Genomic DNA, 23765 nt, shown 5'->3' on the forward strand with positions numbered 1-23765 from the left:
TTCTAATGAGAATGTTTATGATGATCGTGCCTATGTTCATCATCGTGATCATGTTTTTCGCTGGAGATAAGTTCACAGGTTTCGTTATCTAATTCGGTTTCGATAGTGTAATGATCAAAATGGTATTCTTTAAGTAGGTTTTTTATCTGTTTTTTTACCTCGAGTAATTCCTGCAAATAGGTAATATTCTTTAGTTTTATGTGAGATGTAAATACGTGATGTTCTCCTTCTAAACTCCAAACATGCATATGATGTAACGATTCGATATTGTTGATTTTAAGAATGTCTTCTTTAATTTTTTCAGGATTGATCTCTTTGGGAACTCCCTGTAGAAAAATGTATAATGTTTCTTTGAGTCGGATTATTACATTGTAAAGAATATACAAAGTAATTAAAAGCGATAGCGCAGGATCTAAATATTGATTATCTGTAAATTTAAGTACGATTGCAACAATTAAAACCGCCACCCAACCTAGAACATCTTCTAGTAAGTGCCAAGAAACTGTTTTTTCGTTAAGACTACTACCGCCGCTTAATTTCCAGGCTGCGTATCCATTTACTAAAACGCCGATAATTGCAAAAATTATCATTCCCTGTGCATCTGAAGGCTGTGGATCGAAAAGCCTACCAACCGCTTCAGAAATCACATAAACAGAACCTGCGATTAATACGAGACTATTAATTAAAGCACCTAATAACGAAAATCGCTTGTAGCCAAAACTATATTTATTATCTGCTGCTTTATGAGATTTCTTATCGAGATACCACGCAGTTCCAAGAGAAAGGCTGTCCCCAAGATCGTGAACAGCATCAGACATGATAGCAACACTATTTACATAAATGCCTCCAAAAAACTCTAATATCGTAAATCCTAAATTTAAGAAAAACGCAATTTTTAGGTTTTTGCCCGATTGATTATGATGGTGATGGTGGTGGTGTGACATGCTGTAAAAGTACACTAGGATTTTTGCAATCCTATTGCAATTCTTTAAAGCTTTTTAATAATTGAGATAACATCTTCTTCACCAAGTGCTACTTCAGCATCACTAAATGTTTTATAAGTCGTATTGCCCAGAGGTTTATCAAAACCACTTTCTTTTGCAAGTCTTAAATCTTTGGTTAAATGCGCTAAAGTAAATGCCGCTTCATAATTTTCTTTTATTGCCGCTTCTCCTTTTATTTTAACAAAAGTACTTCCTAAAGCACTGTTATTAATAATTTCCAGCAAATCTTTAGTGTTTACATTTTTAGTTTTTGCAAACTGAATAATTTCAGCTAAGCCTTGGGTTACTATTCCCAAATAAGTGTTTACTGCTAATTTTGCTGAATTTCCTACTCCGTTTTCACCAACATAAACAGCTTTTTTAGAATACGTTTTTAATAGTGCTTCTGTTTTTTCGAAAATTTCTTGTGATCCCCCAACAATACTTACCAGGGTCATTTCTTCTGCCTGCTTTACACTTCCAGATACGGGTGCATCCAAATAAAAGCCTCCCATGTTTTCGATCTTTTCAGAAATTTCTACGCTTAGTTCAGGAGCAATTGTACTTGAATTTATAAAGATCTTGTTGGCGATTTCCGTAGAAAAAATTCCATTTTCATGCTCAAAAACTTCTCTAACTGCTTTGTTGTCTGAAACCATTATAAAGATAACTTCGGTTTCTTTTATTAGTTCTCTAATATTCTCGGCAGTTGTAGCACCTTCAGTCTCTAATTTTTTGTTTTTTTCTGAAGATCGGTTATAAACACGAAGGGGATATCCGGCTTTTAAGATCTGTTTTGACATGGGAATGCCCATTTTGCCTAAGCCAATCCAACCTACTTTAAATTTTGTTGTATTCATAATTAATAATTTCTACGTTCCATATCAATATTATATACAAAAGCACGATATTTTAAAAGAGCTACGAAAACCCCGCCACCTATAGAATTTCCGATCAGAGCGAAAGACTGAAACTTTAAATAGTCCAGAAAAACAATGTTTGGTGATACCAACATACCTGCAAAAACTTCTACGCTACCTATTATACTGTGATGCAAACCTGTAAACGCCATAGTTGCTGTAACGATAAAAATCAGGATAATACGGCTCATACTATCTCTAGCCGATGTTATTAACCATGATAACAATCCCATTAACCAACCCGCCAAAATAGCGCTTACAAATATTACAATTCCGTTATAATCGGTAACGTGCTCTGCTATTTTTTCGATCGCAAAATGCTCAAAAATATGTAGTTTAGGACCAATCCATACTAACAAAATTGCCATAATATAACCTCCTAAAAGATTACCTGCGATTACGATTCCCCAAATTTTAAATAAACTTCTTATGCCTCTTTTATTATTAAGTACTGGGAGGGTTAAAAGCGAAGTTTGTTCAGTAAATAAAATAGATTGGCCAAGTATTACCAAAATGAATCCTACAGGATAAACCAACGCCATTATTTTAAAAAGTGCACTTTCAGATACGCTATCGCTAAAGAACGAAAATACCGTGCATAACAGCAAATAACTAAAACCAATTTCCAAACCCGCGGTGATGGAACTTAGTAAAATACTTCTAGGATTACGATCGTAAGTTTCCTGCCCCTCTATAATTTGTTGCTTTAATATCTCTCCATGAGATTTTGTACCATCATTTGAAACCGAAGTAGAATCTTTGAGTTCTTTGTCTATATTTTCCTGTTTTTTTTCTTGCTCTTTCTTTTCTTTTTCTTTTTCAATGTTTTCAGCGTTTTCTTTTTGCATCTGTCCTTTTGTTATTATATCTCGCTGCCAACGGTTTAAGCTAATAGCTGCGATATTTTTTACTAAATTAGGTAATTGGACGATTAAAGGTGTAGTTATCTTAATTCTTAAAGAATTTTTTAACACAGTAAGTCATTTTTGCTTATACCTATAGTTGATCTAAGCGATGCTTTAAAAATAATATTCCTTATAGCTTTAAATTTAATGGGGTAAAAAATCTTCTTACGCCATAGAAATTAATAAAAAAACACAGCGTGTTTGTTTTAAATTTGAACTTCTTAAGAGAATAGAAGCTTATTCTTTCTAGAATATGTTGTGTTTTTAGGCGATTACAAATCTTTTTAGCATTAAAAAAAAATAATATTGTAAATTACAACTGGATGAAACACTCAGTTTATCGGATAAAAAGATTTACTCGCTATCATATCTTAACTTTTTATGTCATTATATTTTAAAGATTTAGAGCATACTTTAGAAAAATTGATCGCTAAAAACCCCACTATTCTAGGCTTTTTTGGCGAGCATATTTTTGAATGTATTTGGTTTATAGATGTTGCGGATCAAGCAATTTGGGGCAATTTTCAAAAAGTTCTAGATAAAAATAAGGTACTTGATTACGGTAGTCTAAGTTTATTGAAGAATAGCAACCTTAATTTTGTTCAATTTACAGAGGCTTTTATTTCATCGGCTGAGAAAGTAAGCCATATCGATTTTCACGATCAGCATAACGAAAAGAAAAAATGGCGATTTCATTTTAAAAAATTACAATGTACTCTCGATGATGTTGCGTATGAATTTGTCTTTATCCTACAGCAATTTGTACCTATCGAAGAAAAATTTTTACATCTGAGTGACGAGAATAGTTATTTGAAAAAATTAAACGAAATTTTTGAGAAAACCAACGAAATTGCTCGGGTAGGGGGATGGATGGTTGATCTTAAAAGTAACCAAGTTTATTGGACCAAAGTCACAAAAGATATTCACGAAGTTGAAGAAGACTATGAACCAGATTTTAATACCGGAATAAATTTTTATCTGGAAGGCGAAAATCGAGACCGTATAATCAGAGTTTTTACTGAAATTGCTGAAAATGGAGGTTCTTATACAGAAAACCTCCAGATCCTCACTGCAAAAGGACGGGTAAAATGGGTTAAAGTTTTTGGGAATGCTGAACAAGAAGCAGGAAAAACGGTAAGAGTATATGGTGTATTTCAGGACATTACTGAAAGGAAAAAACGAGAAGCTGAATTACACTTAACGCAATTACGATTTAAGAATATTTTTGAATCGTCACCATTAGGTATTATTTTAGTTAATCCTGAAAGTGGTAAGGTATTTCACTTAAATCAATCTGCTCTAAAAATTTTTGGTTTCCAAAACAAACCTTTAGAAGAAGTTTACAGTCTTTCTATAGCAGACGTGCTTTGTGATGATGAACTAGATTCGGTTTTAAATCAACGTAAAAAATTGATGAATGGCGAATTTGATAGTTTCAAAAATGAATGCAAATTTCGTAAAGATGACGGTAGCCTATTTTGGGGACAAGTTCATACCTCGCTTTTAAGAACAGAAGAAGGCACTCCAAATCTCATTATTACCCAGATAGAAGATATCACTACTCGTAAAAATCTTGAAGCAGAAGCCTATAAAAATGCATCTCAGTTTCAAAGTGCTTTTGATTATTCTCCAAATGGTATGGCATTGGTAGATCTAGATGGGAATTGGATCAAAGTAAACCGAAATCTTAGCAAGATGATAGGTTATAGTAAGGAAGAGTTATTGGAAATGTCTTTTATGGACGTCACCTATTCTGAAGATTTAAATAAGGATCAGAAATTACTACAAAAATTAAAGGCAAAACAAATCGAAACCTATTCTATGGAAAAACGATATATCCATAAAGATGGTAGTGTGATTTGGGGGCTGCTAACGGTGTCGCTACAAACCAATGAGAAGGGAGACGCTTTATATTTTATTTCGCAAATTAACGATATCACAGCTAAAAAAGAAGCACAGGATAGGATCAATAAAGCCTTTAGAGAGCTCCAAAATATGATGGATGCTACAACCCAGGTTTCGATAATAGAAACTGATACCAATGGGATAATAAAAAAATTTAATAAAGGTGCCGAAAACTTTTTTGGCTATAAGGCGGAAGATTTAATTAATAAAAAAAACGTCCTTATATTTCATGATGAACAAGAGATTATTAATCGTTCTCTAGAGCTAAATGATCAGTACAAGAAAAAGGTGATAGGTTTTGATGTTCTTACCATTGGAGCAAAGCTTGCAGAATTTGAATCTTTAGAATGGACTTATATCAGAAAAAACGGAGAGCGTTTTCCCGTACAACTTGTAGTAACAGCTATTAAAAATGCTGAAGGTGAAATTACCGGTTATGTAGGGGTAGGAACAGATATCTCTAAATTAAAGCATTTTCAGGAGGAATTAAAAGAAAGTGAACAGCGTTGGCAATTTGCTTTAGAAGGTGCCGGCGATGGGATTTGGGATTGGAAGATCGATAGCAATACGCAATTTTTATCTTTAAGAGCCAAAGAAATGCTTGGTTTTGATAAAAGCGACGATCTTACCGATTCAGAAAAATGGGATAAAAGAATTCATCCTGAAGATCGTGAAAAATCAGAGAAAGCATTAAAAGACTATTTTGATGGAATAACAGAAGTCTATAGTGTAGAAAAAAGAGTAAAGAGCAAAAACGGCAAATATATATGGATATTAGATCGCGGTAAAACTATCGAGTGGAGTAAAGACCATAAACCATTAAGAATGATGGGTACCCAAAGTGATATTAGTAATCGTAAAATAGCAGAACGTAAAATTAAAAGAAACGAAGCTAGATTTCGATCATTATACGAGCTATCACCAATAGGTATAAGTTTGATAGATTTAAAAACCGGATATTTCTTAGATGCCAATCAATCTTTAATAAATTCTTCTGGGTACACCAAGAAAGAGTTTACAAGTTTGTCTTATAAGGAAATTGTACCAAAGGAATATGTAGAATCGATACAAAATAGATTTGAAAAATTGGTTTTTAACGGTAGAACTGAACCTTTTGAAAAAAGTTTTATCAAAAAAGACGGAAGCGTTTATCCTGCGCTAATTAATGGAGTAAGAATTAAAGATGCCGATGGTCGTGATATTATTTTAGCTACAATTCAGGATATTACTTCTAGAAAAGAAATGGAGAATAGTCTACTGGATGCAAAGCTAAGGGCCGAAGCCGCTAGTAAATCAAAATCTGAATTTCTTGCGAATATGAGCCATGAAATTAGAACGCCTTTAAATGGGGTAATTGGTTTTACTGATTTATTGATGAAGACGGAGCTTAGCAGTAGCCAAAAGCAATATATGGAGACTGTTTATAATTCGGCAAATACATTATTAGATTTGATTAATGATATTCTTGATTTTTCTAAGATTGAAGCCGGCAAATTGGAGCTTAATATCGAAAAAGTAGATCTACTTGAGTTGTGTGGTCAAACTGTTGATGTCGTGAAGCACAAAGCTCATCAAAAAGGTTTGGAAGTACTACTTAATATTAGTCCAAATGTAGATCGATTTATTTACGGCGACTCTGTAAGAATTAGGCAAATTTTGATTAATCTGCTTGGAAATGCTGTAAAATTTACTTCATCTGGAGAAATAGAATTAAGGATTGATGCTGAAGAAGTTAACAGTGAGAATAAAAGAACATACAAATTTCTTGTGAGAGATACAGGTATTGGTATAGCTCCAGAAAATCTTCAGCGTATTTTTAAAGCATTCGATCAGGAGGACGGCAGCACCACTCGTAAATATGGAGGTACAGGACTAGGTTTAACGATTTCTAACAAGTTGTTAGGACTAATGGGGAGTAGCTTGCATTTAGAAAGTAAGCTGGGAATAGGTAGTACTTTTTCTTTTAAATTAGATTTTGAGTCGGAAGCCGGAGAATCACTCTTAAATACAGAATTGTCTAAGATTGAAAAGGTATTAGTGGTTGATGATAATGCGAATAACCAGATGATACTTCAGGAGATGTTGGCCATTGAAGCAATTGATTGTGAAGTTGTTTCTAATGCAATAGAAGCATTAACACTTTTAGAGAAAGAAAATCACTTTCAATTAGCCATAATAGATTACAACATGCCTTACATGACAGGTATAGACCTCATATCTCACTTAAGAAATGAGCTGAAAATAAATTCAGAAGAATTGCCAATTATATTATTGCATAGCTCTGCAGAAAAAGAGAAACTTAGCATACGTTGTAAAGAATTAGGTGTTCAATTTAATTTCACAAAACCAATTAAGATTGGTCAATTATACAATATGTTAAACCAGATTGAAGCACCGGTAAAAGATATTAAAGAGAATCCAGCAGATGTTAGTGAAGAAATAAATTTTGAGGATAAGTTTAGAATTTTAATTGCAGAGGATAATCCTGTGAATACTTTTCTGGCAAAAACTATTTTGAAAAAAGCGATTCCTAATGCCGAGATATTTGAAGTTGAAAATGGTCTCGACGCTGTTTCTTTTTATAAGGTAAACGATATAGATATCATTTTTATGGATATCCAAATGCCTATGATGAGCGGTTTTGAAGCTTCTCAGGAAATTAGAAAAATAGAAGAGGACAAAGAATATCATATACCTATTATCGCACTTACCGCACGCACGGTAAAAGGAGAAAGAGAAAGATGCTTGGATGCCGGTATGGACGATTATATAACTAAACCAGTAGTTTTTGAGACTATTAAAACGGTGTTAGGTAAATACTTATTAGGCAAAAAAGAGAAAATTAATAAAGAAGAAAATCTTCAGTCTTTTGATAAAGAAGAACTTCTAAGAAAATTTGATAACGATCAAAATACGTACAATGAATTAATTACTATAGTAAAACAAGGATTAGAGGAATTTTCAGCACAATTGAGACAGGAAATAGAAGACCGCAATTTAGTGGGTATCAAAAAACTTGGCCATAAACTAAAAGGTTCCTGCCAAAATTGTTGTTTTTATAAACTGGAATATCTTTCTTCTAATTTAGAAGAGATTTCTCAATTTAAAGAATCTACTATTTTAGAATTAGAAGAAAAAATAGAAGCAGAGATTAACCATTTGAAGCGTCTAATATAAAACCCTAATTGAAATAGAAAATTTATTAGACAATAAAATAGTGTAGGATATTAAAAAATGAATACTGATATACAGATTTCAAAATTGATTTTAATTATACATAAAAATTTTACCAGTATCGAGCCAATTTACCTTCGTTTTACCAAAGAAGGCTACCAATGCTTATATGCATCAAATGGTTTAGAGGCTATAAAAAAATTAGGAAATAAAGATATTTTTGCCTTATTGGTAGAAGAAAACACTAGTCCGTTAAATGCTTATCAAACCATAAACTATATTTTTACCGAATTAAAAATGAGCCCCTTTAATGTAGTTTTGCAGGATCCCGAAAATCCTGGGAGTATAGATTCGCAGGTAAATATTCATATAGATGGTTTTTTTGACCTGGGAGGAGACGTAGAGGTTTTGCTGAAAGAAATTGATAACGGAAAACAAAGTAAAATAGATAGCTCTTCTTATTCCATTGGTTACTTAAAAGAAGTTTCTGGGGATAATGCGCAGTTTATAGAAGAATCTTTACAACTTTTTTTAAATTCTGTTGTTAATGATATTGAAGCATTGTATCTTCATTTTAAATCAAGTTCTTTTGAAGAAATTCGGCAAATTGCACATAAAATAAAACCATCTTTTTCAATGGTTGAAAATAATAAAGGTGTAGAGCTTTGTGATAGAATCACTTATAAGGTCAAAGACGAAGATTTGGAAAAGCTAATTGAAGAGTTACATGCTGAATTTTTAAAGATTCAAAATTCAATTAAAAAGGATTACCCCAATTTAAACCTATAAAAATGAAGAAGATTTTAGTTATCGAAGACAACCTAATGGTTATAAAATCTCTTCAGTTTAAGCTCTCCAAAGACGGGTATGAAGTTATTATTGCCCCCGATGGAAGAGAAGCTATGAAGCTTTTAAAAACAGATACTTATGATCTTATCTTAACAGATCTTAATCTTCCTTTTGTTACAGGAAACGAGCTTATTGCGTATGTGAAAGAAAATTTGCCAACAGTGCCCATAATTGTTTTGTCTACATCAACTCAAGAAAATATTATAATGGATGCGTTTAATATGGGAGTTGAAGATTTTATAACAAAACCTTTTAGCCCTAACGAATTATCCTTACGAGTAAAACGTCTTCTTTCCTAATTTTGTAGGTAGTTGCAAGGTAATTGCTTTGTGATTTTTCATTTATGGCAGTTATTCAATTTATAGATCTAGAATGGATTTTTCGGTATTTTCCCGAGGGTATTCCTTTTGTAATAAAGGTCAATATTTTGATGACTTTTGTTTTTTTGTTTTTTTCACTTCTTTTTGTCGCTTTCATTTTATTCTTGCGGCTGTATAAAAATGTTAGAACTAAAAAAAAGCAAACACAGCAATTATTACTTCAGGATATTCTAAACTCTTATTTATTTGATGAAGAATTTGAAGAAAGAATAGAGTTAAACCATTTTGAGCAAAAGTATCTAAGATCGTCATTAGAAATAAAAATGGCTATCAAAGAAATTCTTCTTTTTCATAGCAATATAAAAGGAGAATCGGCAGAGCAACTTCGCAAACTCTTTTTAAGATGGAAACTGGACAAATTTTGCATCAAACAGTTATCCCGTGGTGCATGGTACACAAAATCCAGAGCTATTTTTAGTCTTTCAGAAATGCTTATAGCTGTAGACCTTCAAACTATAAAACCATTATTAAATCACAAAAGAGACGAGGTAAGACAGCAATCGCAGTTATATTTTGTGAAGCTTGCAAAAAAACAACCATTATTATTTTTAGATCATCTTACTAAACCTTTAACGATTTGGGAGGAAATTTATATTGAAGATGCTCTACGAAATGAGTATCAAGGAGCTATTCCTGATTTTTCTAAGTGGTTAAAATCAGACCTTGATAGTGTTGTAGAATTTTCAGTTAGGATGATTGCTAAATTTAACCAATTTGAAAATATTCCAGCCCTTTCACCATTATTAGATCACAGTGCAGAAAGTGTTAGAAAAGAAACAATAAAATGTTATTATGTTTTGGAATATGTAGAAGTGGTTAAGCTCTTGGTCGCAAAATTTGAAAATGAATCCCATTCTGTAAAAAAGACTATCTTAGAGGCCATAAAGCGATTAGGAGATTATGATAATCTTCTTCAGGTTGCAGCTAAGATTAAAGATTCTGAATGGGAACTTAAAATAATATATTACAAGCTGTCTGAATATTTTGTACCTGAAGAAAAACACAAAATCTACAATCAATACGAAGAAGAAAAAGCTAGATTGCTATAATGATTATTACCTTCGATGACATTGCAGACATCGCCAGCTGGCTTTTTTTGGTCTATGGTATTCTTATAAGTCTGGGTTATCTATTTTCCGCTGTATTTTCTATTATCGAAATTAGGGACTATAAAAGGTCTAATAACTACGACGATGAAATTTCTTTGCTTCAGGCTTCAGAATTGCCTTCGGTATCCATTTTAGCACCTGCTTATAACGAAGGACTTAATATCGTAGAAAACGTAAGGTCTCTTTTAACGATTAATTATCCGAGTTTCGAAATTGTAATTATTAACGACGGAAGCAAAGACGATACGCTACAGCGTTTAAAAGATGAATACGATCTTGAAAAACAAGACTATTTTTTTCACTATTTCATCAAAAGTAAGACGATAAAAGGGGTATACAAATCTAAAAATACAGCTTTTAAAAATTTATTGGTCATCGATAAAGAGAACGGGGGCAAAGCAGATGCCTTAAATACGGGTATCAATGTTTGTTCTTACGATATGATCTGCTGTATCGATGTAGACTGTATTTTAGAACATGATGCAATGCTTAAACTGGTAAAGCCGTTTCTAAACAATAGTAAAAAAGTTATAGCATCGGGAGGAGTAATTAGAGTGGCTAACGATTGCGTGATTGAGGATGGTAGAATTATCGATGTACGCTTGCCAAGTAAGTTTGTAGCCAGAGTTCAGGTTATAGAATATTTTAGAGCATTTTTAATGGGGCGTATGGCCTGGTCTCGTGTTGATGGTTTGTTGTTAATTTCTGGTGCTTTTGGCATGTTCGATAAACAATTAGCGATAGAAGCTGGTGGTTACAATCATAATACGGTAGGTGAAGATATGGAGCTTCTGGTTAGGATGCGGCGAATGATGCGAGAAAAGAAAATACCGTATAAAGTTGGTTTTGTTCCAGATCCTTTATGTTGGACTGAGGTTCCACAAAGTTGGGAAATATTAAAACGACAGCGTAATCGTTGGACGCGTGGCACTGCTGAAACACTGATGATTCACAAAAAGATGATTTTTAATCCTAAATATGGTGTTCTAGGATTATTATCAACACCTTTTTGGTTATTTTTTGAATGGATGGCACCGTTAATCGAATTTACGGGAACTATTTTCTTTATACTGCTACTGTGGTTTGGATTAATTAGCTGGAACTTTTTCTTGACTTTTCTTGGTGTCGTTTACGCTTTTGCAGTATTATTCTCGGTAACTGCTTTGTTTTTTGAAGAATATAGCTTTCAGCAATACAAAAAGCCGAAATATATATTTAAACTAATTGGCACTGCTTTTTTAGAACCATTAATCTATCATCCTTTTGTAATGTGGGCCGCCGTTCGCGGAAATTGGGATTTGATTATTGGCAAAAAAAGTTGGGGCGAAATGACTAGAGCCGGACTTTCCAATTCCAGCAAAAAGCAGGATTAAAATCCGCTAATCATATCTTCAAATCCTTTTTTATCTTCAATTTTGGTTTTTTTCCCTTTGGTAGAAATGTAATTATCTTTTTTCAGTTCAGCCACTTGACGAATGCAACTCTCGGTCGCTGTACCTACTACATTTGCAAGATCCTCTCTGGTAAGGTTTACCGCTAAAAAGCCTTCATCATCAGTTCCAAAATTAGCTTCAAGATATAGTAAAGCTTCAGCTATTCGCTGCTTTACATTGTGCTGAGACATATTAACGATAAAATTATCTGATTCCCGAAGGTCTGAAGCCATAACCTTTAATAGGTTTCTGGTGAACTCGGGATTTTCATTTATTTTGTCGATAATAAGCTGTTTTGGGATGTAGCACATAGACGTATCATTCAATGCGGTAGCGCTTAGATTGGTTTGCTCGTCTGAAACTACAGAGCGCTGTCCCAAAATTTCGCCTTTTTTGGCGATTTTGACGATTTGGTGTTTACCATTTTCACTAAGCTTAGATAATTTAGACGCACCATCTCTAACACAAAAAACACCACTTAACTTTTCACCTTCTTTAAAAATTTGATCTCCTTTTTTAAATTCTCGAGAAACTTTATTGTCAGAGATCGTTTTTAATTCTTCTTTACTGAATGCTTTTAAAGAGTTAAACTGTCTAATAATACAATTTTCACATCTAGTTTTTTCCGGGGTTTTCATAAGAAAGCTATCAGTTTTGGTTGAAAAAATTTTAATACAACAAAGATAATGATTTATACCAACTGACATTTATCATATTTTAATTTCTATTAGTAAGCAATCTTTGCATTACGATTAAGTTTTGCAAAATTATGAAATCATGTTACCACTGTGGTGAAGCTTGTAAAAGTGACGCTCTTGTTTTTGATAATAAGGATTTTTGCTGCAACGGTTGTAAAACCGTCTACGAGATATTAAGTAGTAACGATCTGGATTATTATTACCAATTGGATGATCGCCCGGGAATTTCTCCTAAAACGCAATCTGGTAAATTCGATTTTCTTAAAAATGAAGAAATTACCGAAAAACTGCTGGAGTTTAAAAGCGAGCAAGTTTGCATTATCAATCTTTTAATTCCAGAAATTCACTGTAGCTCCTGTATTTGGGTATTAGAAAATCTTTCAAAATTACATTCAGGAGTTAAAAATGCACAGGTTAATTTTCCTGAAAAAACGGTACGAATTCATTTTTCTTCAGAAACAATTAACCTATATCAACTTGTAGAACTTTTATGCAAACTTGGTTACGAACCTTATATTTCGCTTTCAGATGGAGATAAGAGTGAGCGCAAGATCGATAGAAGTTTAATTTACAAACTTGGTATTGCAGGTTTTGCTTTTGGAAATGTGATGTTTTTATCTTTCCCAGAGTATTTTGAGGTAAAAGAATTTTGGCTCGATCAATTTAAATATGTGTTTCGCTGGTTGATGTTTGGTTTTAGTCTGCCGGTAGTTTTTTATTCGGCTAGCGGATATTTCGTAACTGCTTTTAAGGGCTTAAAGTCTGGCATTTTAAATATAGATGTACCAATAGCATTAGGAATAACGGTATTGTTTATAAGAAGTGCGTTTGAAGTTTTCTTCGATCTGGGTACTGGTTTTTTTGATAGTCTTACTGGGTTAGTTTTCTTTCTTTTGTTGGGAAGGTTTTTTCAGCAAAAAACCTATTCCTATCTTTCTTTCGAGCGAGATTATAAATCCTATTTTCCTATAGGAGTCACAAGAATTAATCATCCTAATACCGAAAATCAAAATGAAGAGCAGGTAGAAGTTTATAAACTTCGGAAAGGGGATGAGATTCTAATTCGGAATAATGAATTAATTCCTGTTGATGCTCGTTTGGTAGAAGGCGAAGCGCTTATCGACTATAGCTTTGTAACAGGTGAAGCTATTCCTGTAACTATCAAAAAAGGAGAGAAAATTTATGCCGGCGGAAAACAAACTGCAGGTTTGGTACAGGTAGAAGTCATTAAAGCGGTAGAGCAATCTTACCTTACGCAATTATGGAATAACGAAATTTTTGATAAAGATTTTAAATCTTCTTTTCAGGATTTAACCAATAGAATTAGTGGTTATTTTACCAAAGCAATCTTAAGCATTTCTATAATAGCTGCGCTAGTGTGGTATTTTATTAATCCTTCGATGGTGGCGCAGGTATTCACTGCCGTTTTAATAATAGCCTGTCCTTGTGCGTTAGCGCTTGCAGCGCCTTTTACTTTGGGAAATTTACTTCGCATATTTGGGCAGCAAAAATTCTATTTAAAAGAATCCAATATTATTGAAAAAATGGTGCATATCGATGCCGTTGTTTTCGATAAAACCGGTACGCTTACTTCAACAAAAAAGAATTTAGTGACGTACGAAGGTATTTCGCTTTCTGAAGAAGAAAAATCTTTACTGAATAGTACACTTCGAGCTTCCAACCATCCGCTTAGTCGTTCACTTTACGATATTTTGGAGCAGCATGATATAAAAACTTTAGATCATTTTACTGAAGAAGTTGGGAAGGGAATGGAAGCGACCTCCAACCAAAATTCAATAAAAGTTGGTGCCTTTAAATATGTTGCTGAAAGCACTGAAGCATCATCAGAACAGCTTAATCAGACTACCGTACATATTAGCGCCAATAATTTGTACAAAGGGCGATATATTTTGAAAAATGAATATCGTAAAGAAATTAAAGAGCTATTTCTAGAACTGGGTAAAGATAAAGACCTATTTGTTTTGTCTGGGGATAATGATGGCGAGCGTAAAACGCTTGAAAAATTATTACCGCTAAGCACCAAAATGAGTTTTAATCAAAAGCCCCAGGATAAATTACAGTTTATAAAAAAACTTCAGCAAGAAGGAAAATCTGTAATGATGATCGGAGATGGTTTAAATGACGCCGGAGCTTTAAAACAAAGTGATGTTGGTATTGTAATTTCAGAAAATATCAACGTCTTTTCTCCAGCCTGTGATGCAATTTTAGATGCTTCGGTATTTGGGAAAATTAGTCAGTTTTTTGGTCTTTCAAAAAGTGGCCATAGAATTATAAAAATGAGTTTTCTATTTTCTCTTTTTTATAATCTTATAGGTCTTGGTTTTGCTATTACCGGTCATCTTTCACCGATTGTGGCTGCGATCTTAATGCCGCTAAGTTCTATTAGCATTGTGGCTTTTACGACGATCGCAACGCAGATTTCAGCAAAGAATATTCTAAAAAAACAGGAATAAATATATCCAAAATCCAATTTCAACTAAAACCTGATAAATGTCATTTTATCCAAGCTATACTAGCGATAATTTTACAAAAAATTAAGATTCATGAACATCATCTATGTTTTGCTAAGTATTAGCGTAGTGGTAGCCATCGTATTTTTTATTGCCTTTATTATTTCAGTTAAAAACGGGCAATACGATGATACGTATACACCATCTGTAAGAATGCTTTTTGAAGATGAGGTTGTAGAAAAAAAGGAAACTTCTAAAATCACCGATAAATAATCTTTTATAATCTTATGGAAAAAGAGCAGTTTTATTACGATAACAAGGTCGTAAGGAAATTTATTAATGCGACCATTTTTTGGGGTATAATTGGAATGACTGTGGGGCTCTTACTGGCCTTTATGTTTTTATTTCCTAATCTTACCGATGGTATTTCTTGGCTAAGCTTTGGGCGTTTAAGGCCTTTACATACTAATGCGGTGATATTTGCCTTTGTGGGTAATGCTATATTTGCCGGAGTATATTACTCTACTCAGCGCTTGCTTAAAGCTAGAATGTGGAGCGACGCACTTAGTAATTTTAATTTTTGGGGCTGGCAGGCTATTATCGTAGCAGCAGCCATTACTTTACCTTTAGGATATACTACTTCTAAAGAATATGCCGAGCTCGAATGGCCTATCGATATTGCAATTGCACTTGTATGGGTTGCTTTTGGAGCTAATTTAATTGGTACGATTCTTAAACGTAGACAACGTCATCTTTATGTAGCCATTTGGTTTTACCTGGCCACTTTTGTAACGGTAGCAGTATTGCATATCGTAAATAGTGTAGAGATTCCGGTAAGTGCTTTAAAAAGTTATTCAGTATACGCAGGTGTTCAGGATGCCTTAGTGCAATGGTGGTACGGGCATAATGCGGTGGCATTTTTCTTAACCACACCGTTTTTAGGCTTAATGTACTATTTTGTTCCTAAAGCAGCGAATAGACCGGTATACTCTTATCGATTGTCTATCGTACACTTTTGGTCTTTGATCTTTATTTATATCTGGGCAGGGCCACACCATTTGTTATATTCAGCTTTGCCAGATTGGGCACAAAATCTTGGTGTAGCGTTTTCAATTATGTTACTAGCTCCATCTTGGGGAGGGATGATTAATGGATTATTAACCCTTCGTGGTGCCTGGGATAAGGTAAGAACAGATCCTGTTTTAAAATTTATGGTAGTGGCTATTACCGGTTATGGTATGGCAACTTTTGAAGGTCCTATGCTGTCTCTAAAAAATGTTAATGCTATTGCACATTTTAGTGATTGGGTTATTGCGCACGTTCACGTTGGAGCTTTGGCATGGAATGGCTTTCTAACTTTTGGAATGATTTACTGGTTGGTGCCTCGATTGTTTAAAACAAAACTTTGGTCTACCAAACTAGCCAATGTTCACTTTTGGGTAGGCACATTAGGTATCATCATGTACGCATTACCTATGTATGTTGCAGGTTTTGTTCAGGCTTCTATGTGGAAACAGTTTAATCCTGATGGAACTTTAACTTACGGTAACTTCTTAGAAACCCTTACAGAGATTATCCCGATGTATTGGATGCGTGCGATTGGAGGTAGCTTATATATTGCCGGTGCATTTATTGCTTTGTACAATATTGCTAAAACCGCAAAACAGGGTAGTAAAGTAACAGACGAGCTTGTAGAGGCTGCACCTTTAACAAAAATCACAAATAAAAGAACTTCTAAAGAAGGATATCATACCTGGTTAGAAAGAAGGCCGGTTAGACTTACCATTTTTGCTACGATCGCAATTTTAATTGGTGGAATGGTACAGATTATTCCATCTCTAATGGTAGATGAATATGTACCGGTAATCTCTAGTGTAAAACCATACACACCTTTAGAATTAGAAGGTAGGGATATTTATATACGAGAAGGTTGTGTGGGTTGCCATTCTCAAATGATTCGTCCTTTCCGTAGTGAGGTAGAACGTTACGGTGAATATTCTAAATCTGGAGAATATGTTTACGATCATCCTTTCCTATGGGGTAGTAAAAGAACTGGTCCCGATCTATTTAGAGTAGGAGGAAAATATTCTGACAACTGGCATTTAAATCACCTTTATGATCCGCAGAGTACCTCTTCAGGCTCAATTATGCCGTCTTACAAGTGGTTACTCGATAGAGAATTGGATAAATCTTCTACTGAAGATAAAATGGAGGCAATGGTAAGTTTAGGAGTTCCTTATACACCAGAGGAAATTGAAAGAGCGCAACAATGGATGAGCGAACAGGGTAAAACGATAGAAGAAAATCTATATAGTGATCCCGATTTTGCGAAAACCTACGAAGCAGATAAAGCCTATGCAAAAGAAAATAATGAAGATTTCGTGGAAATGCGTAACAGAGAAATTGTGGCTTTAATTGCATATCTACAGCGTCTGGGAACAGACATTAAAGTAAAGAATGTAGATAAAGAACAGGAAGCAGCAATTATAGGTCAGTCTGAAGGTGGATTAGAAGCCGGTATGCACTAGTCCAATTTAAAAAAGAATAATAACGTATAGCAGGTACACTAATAAAATTTAAATCATGCTAAAATTTGTAAAAGGAAATCTTGAAAGTATCGATGGGGTAGCACTTTACCCCATGATATCGCTACTGATCTTCTTCATCTTTTTTGTAGGTCTTTTTGCCTGGGTAATTACTGCAAAGAAAGAACATATTAACCAGGTTAGTAACATTCCTTTAGAGGAAGATAATAATGAGCTATTATGAGAAATACCGCATCATATTTAAGAGTTATAGCAATTACCATTCTCGCTTTTATATTTCTGCAGCTTACTGTAGAATCTTCAGAGGAATGGGCATTTATAGAATATCCAGTAATCTGGGCAGTACTCGGGATTTTACTGGTATTTGGTATTGCTATGGAAGTTATTCTTGCCAGTATTACATCTGTATTATTTAGAAGTTTAACTCCTGAGGCCCAAGAGCGCTACTTGCACCAGCAATCGTTAAGAAGAAAAAACAGATTTGCTAGTCTTAAGACGTTCTGGAAGAAAATGAATGATAGTAAACCGGTAGAAGAGGAAGAAGAAATTATTCTGGATCACAATTATGATGGTATACAGGAATTGGATAACAATCTTCCGCCATGGTGGTTATATGGATTTTATGCATCCATTGTATTTGCAGCAGTTTACCTAGTAAGATATCATGTTTTAGATGCGCCCAATCAACGAGAGGAATATATTGCTGAAGTAGCTTCAGCTAAAAAAGCCATCGAAGAATATAAAAAAACAGCTAAAGATCTTATCGATGTAAATACAGTTGAGCTGCTAACCGGTGAAGAAGACATTAAAGCCGGAGCATCCATTTTTGCAGGAAACTGTGTAGCCTGTCACAAAGAAGATGCCGGTGGAGGTATAGGTCCTAATCTAACCGATGATTATTGGATTTTAGGCGGTGGTATCAAAAACGTATTTAATACAATTTCTGAAGGGGGGCGTCCCGGTAAAGGAATGGTTGCCTGGAAAACCGATTTAAAACCGAGCGAAATTGCTCAGGTAGCCAGCTACGTGCTTAGCCTTCATGGTAGTACACCAGCCGATCCCAAAGAACCTCAGGGAGATTTATGGGTAGATGAAAATGCACCTGTAGACGAAGTTGAAGTGACCAAACCCGATTCCACTTCAGTAGAAATTATTATGGAAGATGGAGTGACAGGTATGGATGAAGAAGAATAATTAATTATAGCGCCAGTGTCTAATCGCTGGCGCTAATAAAATCTTACTTAAGTAAGTAACCGTTATGAGTAATTCCCCCGAAAACAATTTTAGAGATTCATTAGGTACCGTAAATCAAGAAGGCAAGCGGGAGTGGATTTTTCCCAAAAAGCCATCTGGTAAATTATATAAATATAGAAAGCTGGTAAGTTATGTCTTATTGATATTTCTTTTTTCAGCTCCGTTTATCAAAATTAACGGTAATCAATTCTTACTCTTCAATGTGTTGGAACGTCGTTTCAACTTCTTTGGGTATCCTTTTTGGCCACAGGACTTCTACTTAGTGGTGATCATGATGATTATAGGGGTGGTCTTTGTGATTCTATTTACTGTGGCCTTCGGAAGGATATTTTGCGGCTGGATTTGTCCCCAAACCATTTTTATGGAAATGGTGTTTAGACGTATCGAATACTGGATAGAAGGCGATCGTGGTAAGCAAATGCGGCTTGCCAAACAACCATGGAATGCTGAAAAAATTAGAAAAAAAGGATTAAAATGGATTATATTTTTTATTATTTCATTTTTAATAGCTAACATTTTTCTTGCCTATTTTATTGGTAGTGATGTCTTATTAGAATATATAACAGAGGGACCTGTAGAAAACTTAAATACGTTTATATCCCTTCTTATTTTTACAGGAGTTTTCTACTTTATTTTCGCCTGGTTTAGAGAGCAAGTATGTGTGATTGTTTGTCCTTATGGTCGGCTTCAGGGAACGTTGCTTGATAATAAATCGATTATTGTAGCATACGATCATAAACGTGGTGAAAAAGAAAAAGGAAGAGCAAAATTTAAAAAGAAAGAAGACCGCGCCGCATCTGGTAAAGGAGATTGTATTGATTGTATGCAATGTGTACATGTTTGTCCTACCGGGATAGATATTCGTAATGGTACACAATTAGAATGTGTAAACTGTACTGCTTGTATCGATGCCTGTAACGCGATGATGGAGGCGGTAAACTTACCTAAAGACTTAATTCGTTATGCCAGCGAAGAAAATATAGAGAAAAAAGCCAAATTTCAATTCACTGCTCGATTAAAAGGCTATACCGCAGTATTGGTGATTTTAATTGGGGTGTTAACCGGCATGCTTTTTTTAAGAAATGATGTAGAGGCCAGAGTGCTTAGATTGCCCGGGCAGCTTTACGAGCATCAGGAAAATAATAGAATTAGTAATGTATTTACATTTAAGCTGGTCAATAAAACTTCAGAAGATATTAATGCCGTTCAGCTAAAACTAATTTCGCATAAGGGTGAAGTGCGTTTGGTTAAAAGTGAAAGTCTAACCGTCCCAAAAAGAGGCTATGCCGAAGGAACACTTTTTATTGAAATTCCCGCGGCTTCCTTAGAAGGAGAAAAGGAAAAACTTAAGATTGGCGTTTATAGTAATAATGAATTAATAGAAACTACAACAACCAATTTTCTTGGGCCACGTAGTTACAGATAAAAAATAATATTATGAAATTTAATTGGGGAACAGGACTTGTAATAGGAATGTGCTGCTTTGTAAGCTTTATTCTATTCTTTGTGATTAAAATGAGTACCGATACAAAATATGACTATGATCTCGTGGTAGAAGATTACTACGGGAAAGAATTACATTTTCAGCAAGAAATTGATGCTGAAAAGAATCTAAATTTATTTTCTGAAGAGATTACAGGAAAGAAAACAACTGAGGGATATACGCTTTATTTTCCTGAAACTACAGAAGAAATCGAAGGAAAAATATCTCTATATCGTCCTTCTAATAAAAAACTTGATTTAACCATTCCATTAAAATTAGAAGAGGGTAAAATTCTAATTCCCGATAGTCAATTAGTGGATGGTCGTTGGGATATTTCCGTAGAAATGAAATATCAAGGAAAAGAGATTTTATTTAAAAAATCAATTATATATTAGATGTTTTTTAGCGCTTTTTTATTCGGACTTTTAGGTAGTTTCCATTGCATTGGGATGTGCGGTCCCATAGCATTTCTATTACCATTAAGTCGGGATAAAAAAACGCTAATGTTCCTTCAGTTATTCCTTTATCATTTTGGAAGATTATTATCTTATGGAGTTATAGGCCTTCTATTTGGGCTTCTAGGAAAAGGCTTAAATCTTTTCGCTGCACAACAAAAATTGTCTATAGGAATTGGAGTTTTGATGATTTTGACAGCGATTATTTCCTTCGGAAAATTTAAATTCGGTAAAATAGGAACTCCTTTTTTTAGCATTATAAGTCGGTTAAAATCAAAAATTGGCGCTGGTTTAAAGAAGAAATCACCAGATACTTTTCTTTCTATAGGTATGCTGAACGGATTTTTACCATGCGGACTCGTTTACATGGCCATGCTGGGTGCAATTGCTGAAGCTAATGCCGGGTTTGGAGCTTTATACATGGTTTTTTTCGGTCTTGGCACTATTCCATTAATGACCGCGGCTGTGGTATTATCTAGTAAGCTTTCTAGCGGAGTAAAAACCCGCGAAAAAATAAGAAAGCTCATACCCATATTCGTTGTTTTAACGGGCTTTTTATTTATTCTTCGTGGTTCTGGTTTAAACATTCCTTACCTCTCTCCAGCAATGGCTGAAGATAAAGTAGACGCTAAAATTGAATGTCACGAGCCAGTGCAAATCTCTTTTGAAAAACAATAAATTAGAATTTAAAGCGCTTCGTCTTTTAGAGATTAAATGAGCGAAAAGTGAAACCATTTGAAGTGATGTTTCATTTCGAGTAATTTAGAGGTAGTGAAAATGAAATTAGATTTGGTTCTAGAACTACTGAATTTACGTACTGCTAACTAAAAACGACTTCCCGATACAATAACTTTTTACCTTTTACTTCAAAAGAGATAACTACCAATTGCTTCCTGAGGTTTATTGTTTTATTGAATAAATGAGGAAGATAAAGATTAACTCAAAAAGACCAAAACGGGAATTATACTAAGCCTACATTTGCTTCTTAAAAAGCTTCAGGAGTTATTTTTATATTGATATAGTGTATTGTTGCTTCAGCAAGAGCAAAACAAGAGCAATTAGAAGCAAGATGAGAGTTCGCTAAATAAAAAATAGCCTAAAATAAAGTTGAGAGATCGTATGGCACTACAAATCTAGTTCAGGTGATTGAAACTTTAGATTTACTTGCTTTCTAAGCTATAGACGCTAAACATTATTTAAGTAAAATAGATTAATGTATTTTACCCATTCTCTTGCAGGTATAAGTTATTCAACTTTGATATTTCAGTCAATGATTTGAGGAAAGGTGAAAAGACTTCGTAACATCTGCCTGTAATAAAAGAAAAGGCTTTCCATACAACTTATCTACCTGCTTCTCAGAAAATCCCCGAAATCTTATGGAGCAGTATGTAGTTGTAATAGAAAGCCTTATTAAAAAGAAGACAGAATTTAAATCGTCATAGAAAAGAGTTTTATATCTGGTTTTTTACGTTGCAACCTTAAATCGAATGCCATACAAACATTACGAACAAACGCTCTTCCTTTTTCAGTAATTTCAATTTTTTTATCGAGGATTTTTAATAGCCCGTCGTCTTGCATTTCTGCTAATTTTACAATCACATCGGGGAGTTCAGAAAAATACATATGATTATCTGCCCAACTTGTCTCGAATTTGCACATTAGGTTAAGAATATGTCGTCTAATAATCAGGTCTTCGGGGCTTAAAATATGTCCGCGATAGATTGGGAAAATACCGCCTTCCACCAGGCTTTTATATTCTTCGATATTTTTGGTGTTTTGCCCAAATGCATACCACGAATCTCCAATAGCAGATACTCCTAAACCAATCATTAATTGTGTAGTCTCGGTAGTATATCCCATAAAATTTCGGTGAATTTGCTTTTGCTCTAAACTACGAGCCAATTGGTCGTCTGGTAAAGCAAAATGATCCATTCCTATTTCTATATACCCCGTTTCTAGTAGCATTTCTTTCCCCAGCTCAAACTGTTTCTTTTTCTCATCTGGAGAGGGCAAATCTTCATCTTTAAAACCACGTTGCCCATTTCCTTTAATCCATGGCACATGGGCATAGCTATAAAATGCAATGCGCTCTGGCATTAATTTTTTAGTAAGATTTATAGTGTTTTCTATATCTTTTGTGGTTTGAAAAGGTAGACCGAAGATAATATCGTGCCCTACTGAGGTAAAACCATTTTCTCTAGCCAAAGTTGTTACCTTTTGAACATTCTCGAATGGCTGCACACGATTAATTGCTTTTTGAACGCTTAAATTATAATCCTGAACGCCATAACTAACCCTTGTAAAACCAAGATTAGCTAAAACCTGAAGATGATTTTTTGTGGTATTATTTGGATGTCCTTCAAAACTCAGTTCAGCATTGGCTCTTTCAGCAGGATCTTTAAATAGACCCTCTAAAAGCAACTTAAGATTTTCCGAAGAAAAAAAGGTAGGTGTACCGCCTCCTAAATGTAATTCAGAAATTCTAGGGGTCTCTTCAAAAAGCGAAACATATAAGTCCCACTCTATAAGAAGTGTTTTGATATAAGGAATTTCAACCAGATGATTTTTGGTGATCCTTTTATTGCAGCCACAAAAGGTACACATGCTTTCGCAGTATGGAAGATGTATGTAGAGGCTAATTCCATTTTCTTTACTTTCTACATAACTCCTTTTTAAACATTCTTTCCATTCTTTTAAGGAGAAAGAAACATCATCCCAATACGGTACTGTTGGATAGCTTGTATACCTTGGACCGGCTACGTTATATTTACTTACCAGAGACTGCATGATTATATGCTATTTCCTATAATTAATAGTATGTTTATTAAAACACTTGCAGTGAATAAATGAAAAACTGTAGATGGTTTTTGCACTGTTAATATCGATGCGTTGTGAGCACTACATATAGCAACACTAATAAAAACCAGAAACATTTGGAAAAGCTCGTGACCATGTTGTAAAGTGGTCATAATCGCAATTCCTCCCAAACAAGTTGAAACAATCATTCCTATGGCTGAATAACCCATGAAATTCTGACTAAATTCTTCGTTTAATTTTGCGTAAAGTGTCATAACTAAGAGGATTTAAATTATACACCAAAATTACCGCAGAAGCAGGGCATAAAATATGATATTTGTCAGGTTGAAATTTTTTATTCAAATTTTTAAAAGAAAATAATAAGATTTTACATTTAAATGATT

Annotated in this window: 19 protein-coding genes; 13 read left to right on the forward strand and 6 right to left on the reverse strand. The window is 34.2% G+C overall.

Annotated elements, in window-relative coordinates; translation table 11 throughout:
- Positions 1 to 2: 2 nt before the first annotated feature.
- From PBT91_RS06810 to PBT91_RS06820, 3 genes are read right to left on the reverse strand one after another with little or no spacing between them, the layout of a single operon-like run.
- A complete protein-coding gene (locus PBT91_RS06810; protein WP_270061027.1) occupies positions 3 to 944 on the reverse strand; it encodes a cation diffusion facilitator family transporter in 942 nt (313 codons plus the stop codon).
- A 44-nt stretch (positions 945 to 988) separates the two neighbouring features.
- Complete coding sequence (locus PBT91_RS06815) at positions 989 to 1843, reverse strand: NAD(P)-dependent oxidoreductase (protein WP_270061028.1); 855 nt, start codon at positions 1841 to 1843, stop codon at positions 989 to 991.
- A 2-nt stretch (positions 1844 to 1845) separates the two neighbouring features.
- A complete protein-coding gene (locus PBT91_RS06820) occupies positions 1846 to 2877 on the reverse strand; it encodes a formate/nitrite transporter family protein (protein WP_333474242.1) in 1032 nt (343 codons plus the stop codon).
- A 312-nt stretch (positions 2878 to 3189) separates the two neighbouring features.
- Between PBT91_RS06820 and PBT91_RS06825 the strand changes: the two genes are divergently transcribed.
- Genes PBT91_RS06825 through PBT91_RS06845 form a run of 5 tightly spaced genes read left to right on the forward strand, consistent with a single transcriptional unit; the run spans position 3190 to position 11598 of the window.
- A complete protein-coding gene (locus PBT91_RS06825; RefSeq protein ID WP_270061029.1) occupies positions 3190 to 7890 on the forward strand; it encodes a PAS domain S-box protein in 4701 nt (1566 codons plus the stop codon).
- A gap of 57 nt (positions 7891 to 7947) precedes the next feature.
- Positions 7948 to 8676 (forward strand): Hpt domain-containing protein, encoded by a 729-nt coding sequence (locus PBT91_RS06830; protein ID WP_270061030.1) that lies wholly within the window; start codon positions 7948 to 7950, stop codon positions 8674 to 8676.
- A gap of 2 nt (positions 8677 to 8678) precedes the next feature.
- A complete protein-coding gene (locus PBT91_RS06835) occupies positions 8679 to 9035 on the forward strand; it encodes a response regulator transcription factor (protein ID WP_270061031.1) in 357 nt (118 codons plus the stop codon).
- A gap of 44 nt (positions 9036 to 9079) precedes the next feature.
- Complete coding sequence (locus PBT91_RS06840; RefSeq protein ID WP_270061032.1) at positions 9080 to 10165, forward strand: HEAT repeat domain-containing protein; 1086 nt, start codon at positions 9080 to 9082, stop codon at positions 10163 to 10165.
- On the forward strand, positions 10165 to 11598 hold the full coding sequence (locus PBT91_RS06845; RefSeq protein WP_270061033.1) for a glycosyltransferase family 2 protein: 1434 nt from the start codon (positions 10165 to 10167) through the stop codon (positions 11596 to 11598). The genes PBT91_RS06840 and PBT91_RS06845 overlap by 1 nt, the downstream gene beginning before the upstream one ends.
- On the opposite strand, the gene PBT91_RS06850 is transcribed toward PBT91_RS06845, so the two are convergent.
- A complete protein-coding gene (locus PBT91_RS06850) occupies positions 11595 to 12296 on the reverse strand; it encodes a Crp/Fnr family transcriptional regulator (RefSeq protein WP_270061034.1) in 702 nt (233 codons plus the stop codon). The genes PBT91_RS06845 and PBT91_RS06850 overlap by 4 nt on opposite strands.
- Positions 12297 to 12427: 131 nt before the next feature.
- On the opposite strand from PBT91_RS06850, the gene PBT91_RS06855 reads away from it, so the two are divergent.
- The 8 genes from PBT91_RS06855 (at position 12428) to PBT91_RS06890 (ending at position 21243) form a co-directional block, all read left to right on the forward strand.
- Positions 12428 to 14830, forward strand: a complete 2403-nt coding sequence (locus PBT91_RS06855; RefSeq protein WP_270061035.1) for a heavy metal translocating P-type ATPase — start codon at positions 12428 to 12430, stop codon at positions 14828 to 14830.
- Positions 14831 to 14920: 90 nt separating this feature from the next.
- A complete protein-coding gene (gene ccoS, locus PBT91_RS06860) occupies positions 14921 to 15100 on the forward strand; it encodes a cbb3-type cytochrome oxidase assembly protein CcoS (RefSeq protein WP_270061036.1) in 180 nt (59 codons plus the stop codon).
- Between the two features lie 14 nt (positions 15101 to 15114).
- Positions 15115 to 17355 carry a cytochrome-c oxidase, cbb3-type subunit I gene (gene ccoN / locus PBT91_RS06865; protein ID WP_270061037.1) on the forward strand — a complete coding sequence of 747 codons (2241 nt, stop codon included), beginning with the start codon at positions 15115 to 15117 and terminating at the stop codon, positions 17353 to 17355.
- 55 nt (positions 17356 to 17410) lie between these two features.
- Positions 17411 to 17596, forward strand: a complete 186-nt coding sequence (locus PBT91_RS06870; protein WP_270061038.1) for a CcoQ/FixQ family Cbb3-type cytochrome c oxidase assembly chaperone — start codon at positions 17411 to 17413, stop codon at positions 17594 to 17596.
- A complete protein-coding gene (locus PBT91_RS06875) occupies positions 17593 to 18567 on the forward strand; it encodes a cbb3-type cytochrome c oxidase N-terminal domain-containing protein (RefSeq protein WP_270061039.1) in 975 nt (324 codons plus the stop codon). Before PBT91_RS06870 ends, PBT91_RS06875 begins: the two co-directional genes overlap by 4 nt.
- Positions 18568 to 18631: 64 nt before the next feature.
- Positions 18632 to 20053 carry a cytochrome c oxidase accessory protein CcoG gene (ccoG, locus tag PBT91_RS06880; RefSeq protein WP_270061040.1) on the forward strand — a complete coding sequence of 474 codons (1422 nt, stop codon included), beginning with the start codon at positions 18632 to 18634 and terminating at the stop codon, positions 20051 to 20053.
- An 11-nt stretch (positions 20054 to 20064) separates the two neighbouring features.
- A complete protein-coding gene (locus tag PBT91_RS06885) occupies positions 20065 to 20505 on the forward strand; it encodes a FixH family protein (RefSeq protein WP_270061041.1) in 441 nt (146 codons plus the stop codon).
- Positions 20506 to 21243 carry a sulfite exporter TauE/SafE family protein gene (locus PBT91_RS06890; protein ID WP_270061042.1) on the forward strand — a complete coding sequence of 246 codons (738 nt, stop codon included), beginning with the start codon at positions 20506 to 20508 and terminating at the stop codon, positions 21241 to 21243.
- A 750-nt stretch (positions 21244 to 21993) separates the two neighbouring features.
- Here PBT91_RS06890 and hemN read toward each other — a convergent pair.
- Together hemN and PBT91_RS06900 are read right to left on the reverse strand one after the other, a co-directional pair.
- A complete protein-coding gene (hemN, locus tag PBT91_RS06895; protein ID WP_270061043.1) occupies positions 21994 to 23352 on the reverse strand; it encodes an oxygen-independent coproporphyrinogen III oxidase in 1359 nt (452 codons plus the stop codon).
- Between the two features lie 2 nt (positions 23353 to 23354).
- Positions 23355 to 23636, reverse strand: a complete 282-nt coding sequence (locus PBT91_RS06900; RefSeq protein ID WP_270061044.1) for a hypothetical protein — start codon at positions 23634 to 23636, stop codon at positions 23355 to 23357.
- Positions 23637 to 23765 lie beyond the last annotated feature (129 nt).

The organism is Zunongwangia sp. HGR-M22 (assembly GCF_027594425.1).
Lineage (GTDB): Bacteria > Bacteroidota > Bacteroidia > Flavobacteriales > Flavobacteriaceae > Zunongwangia.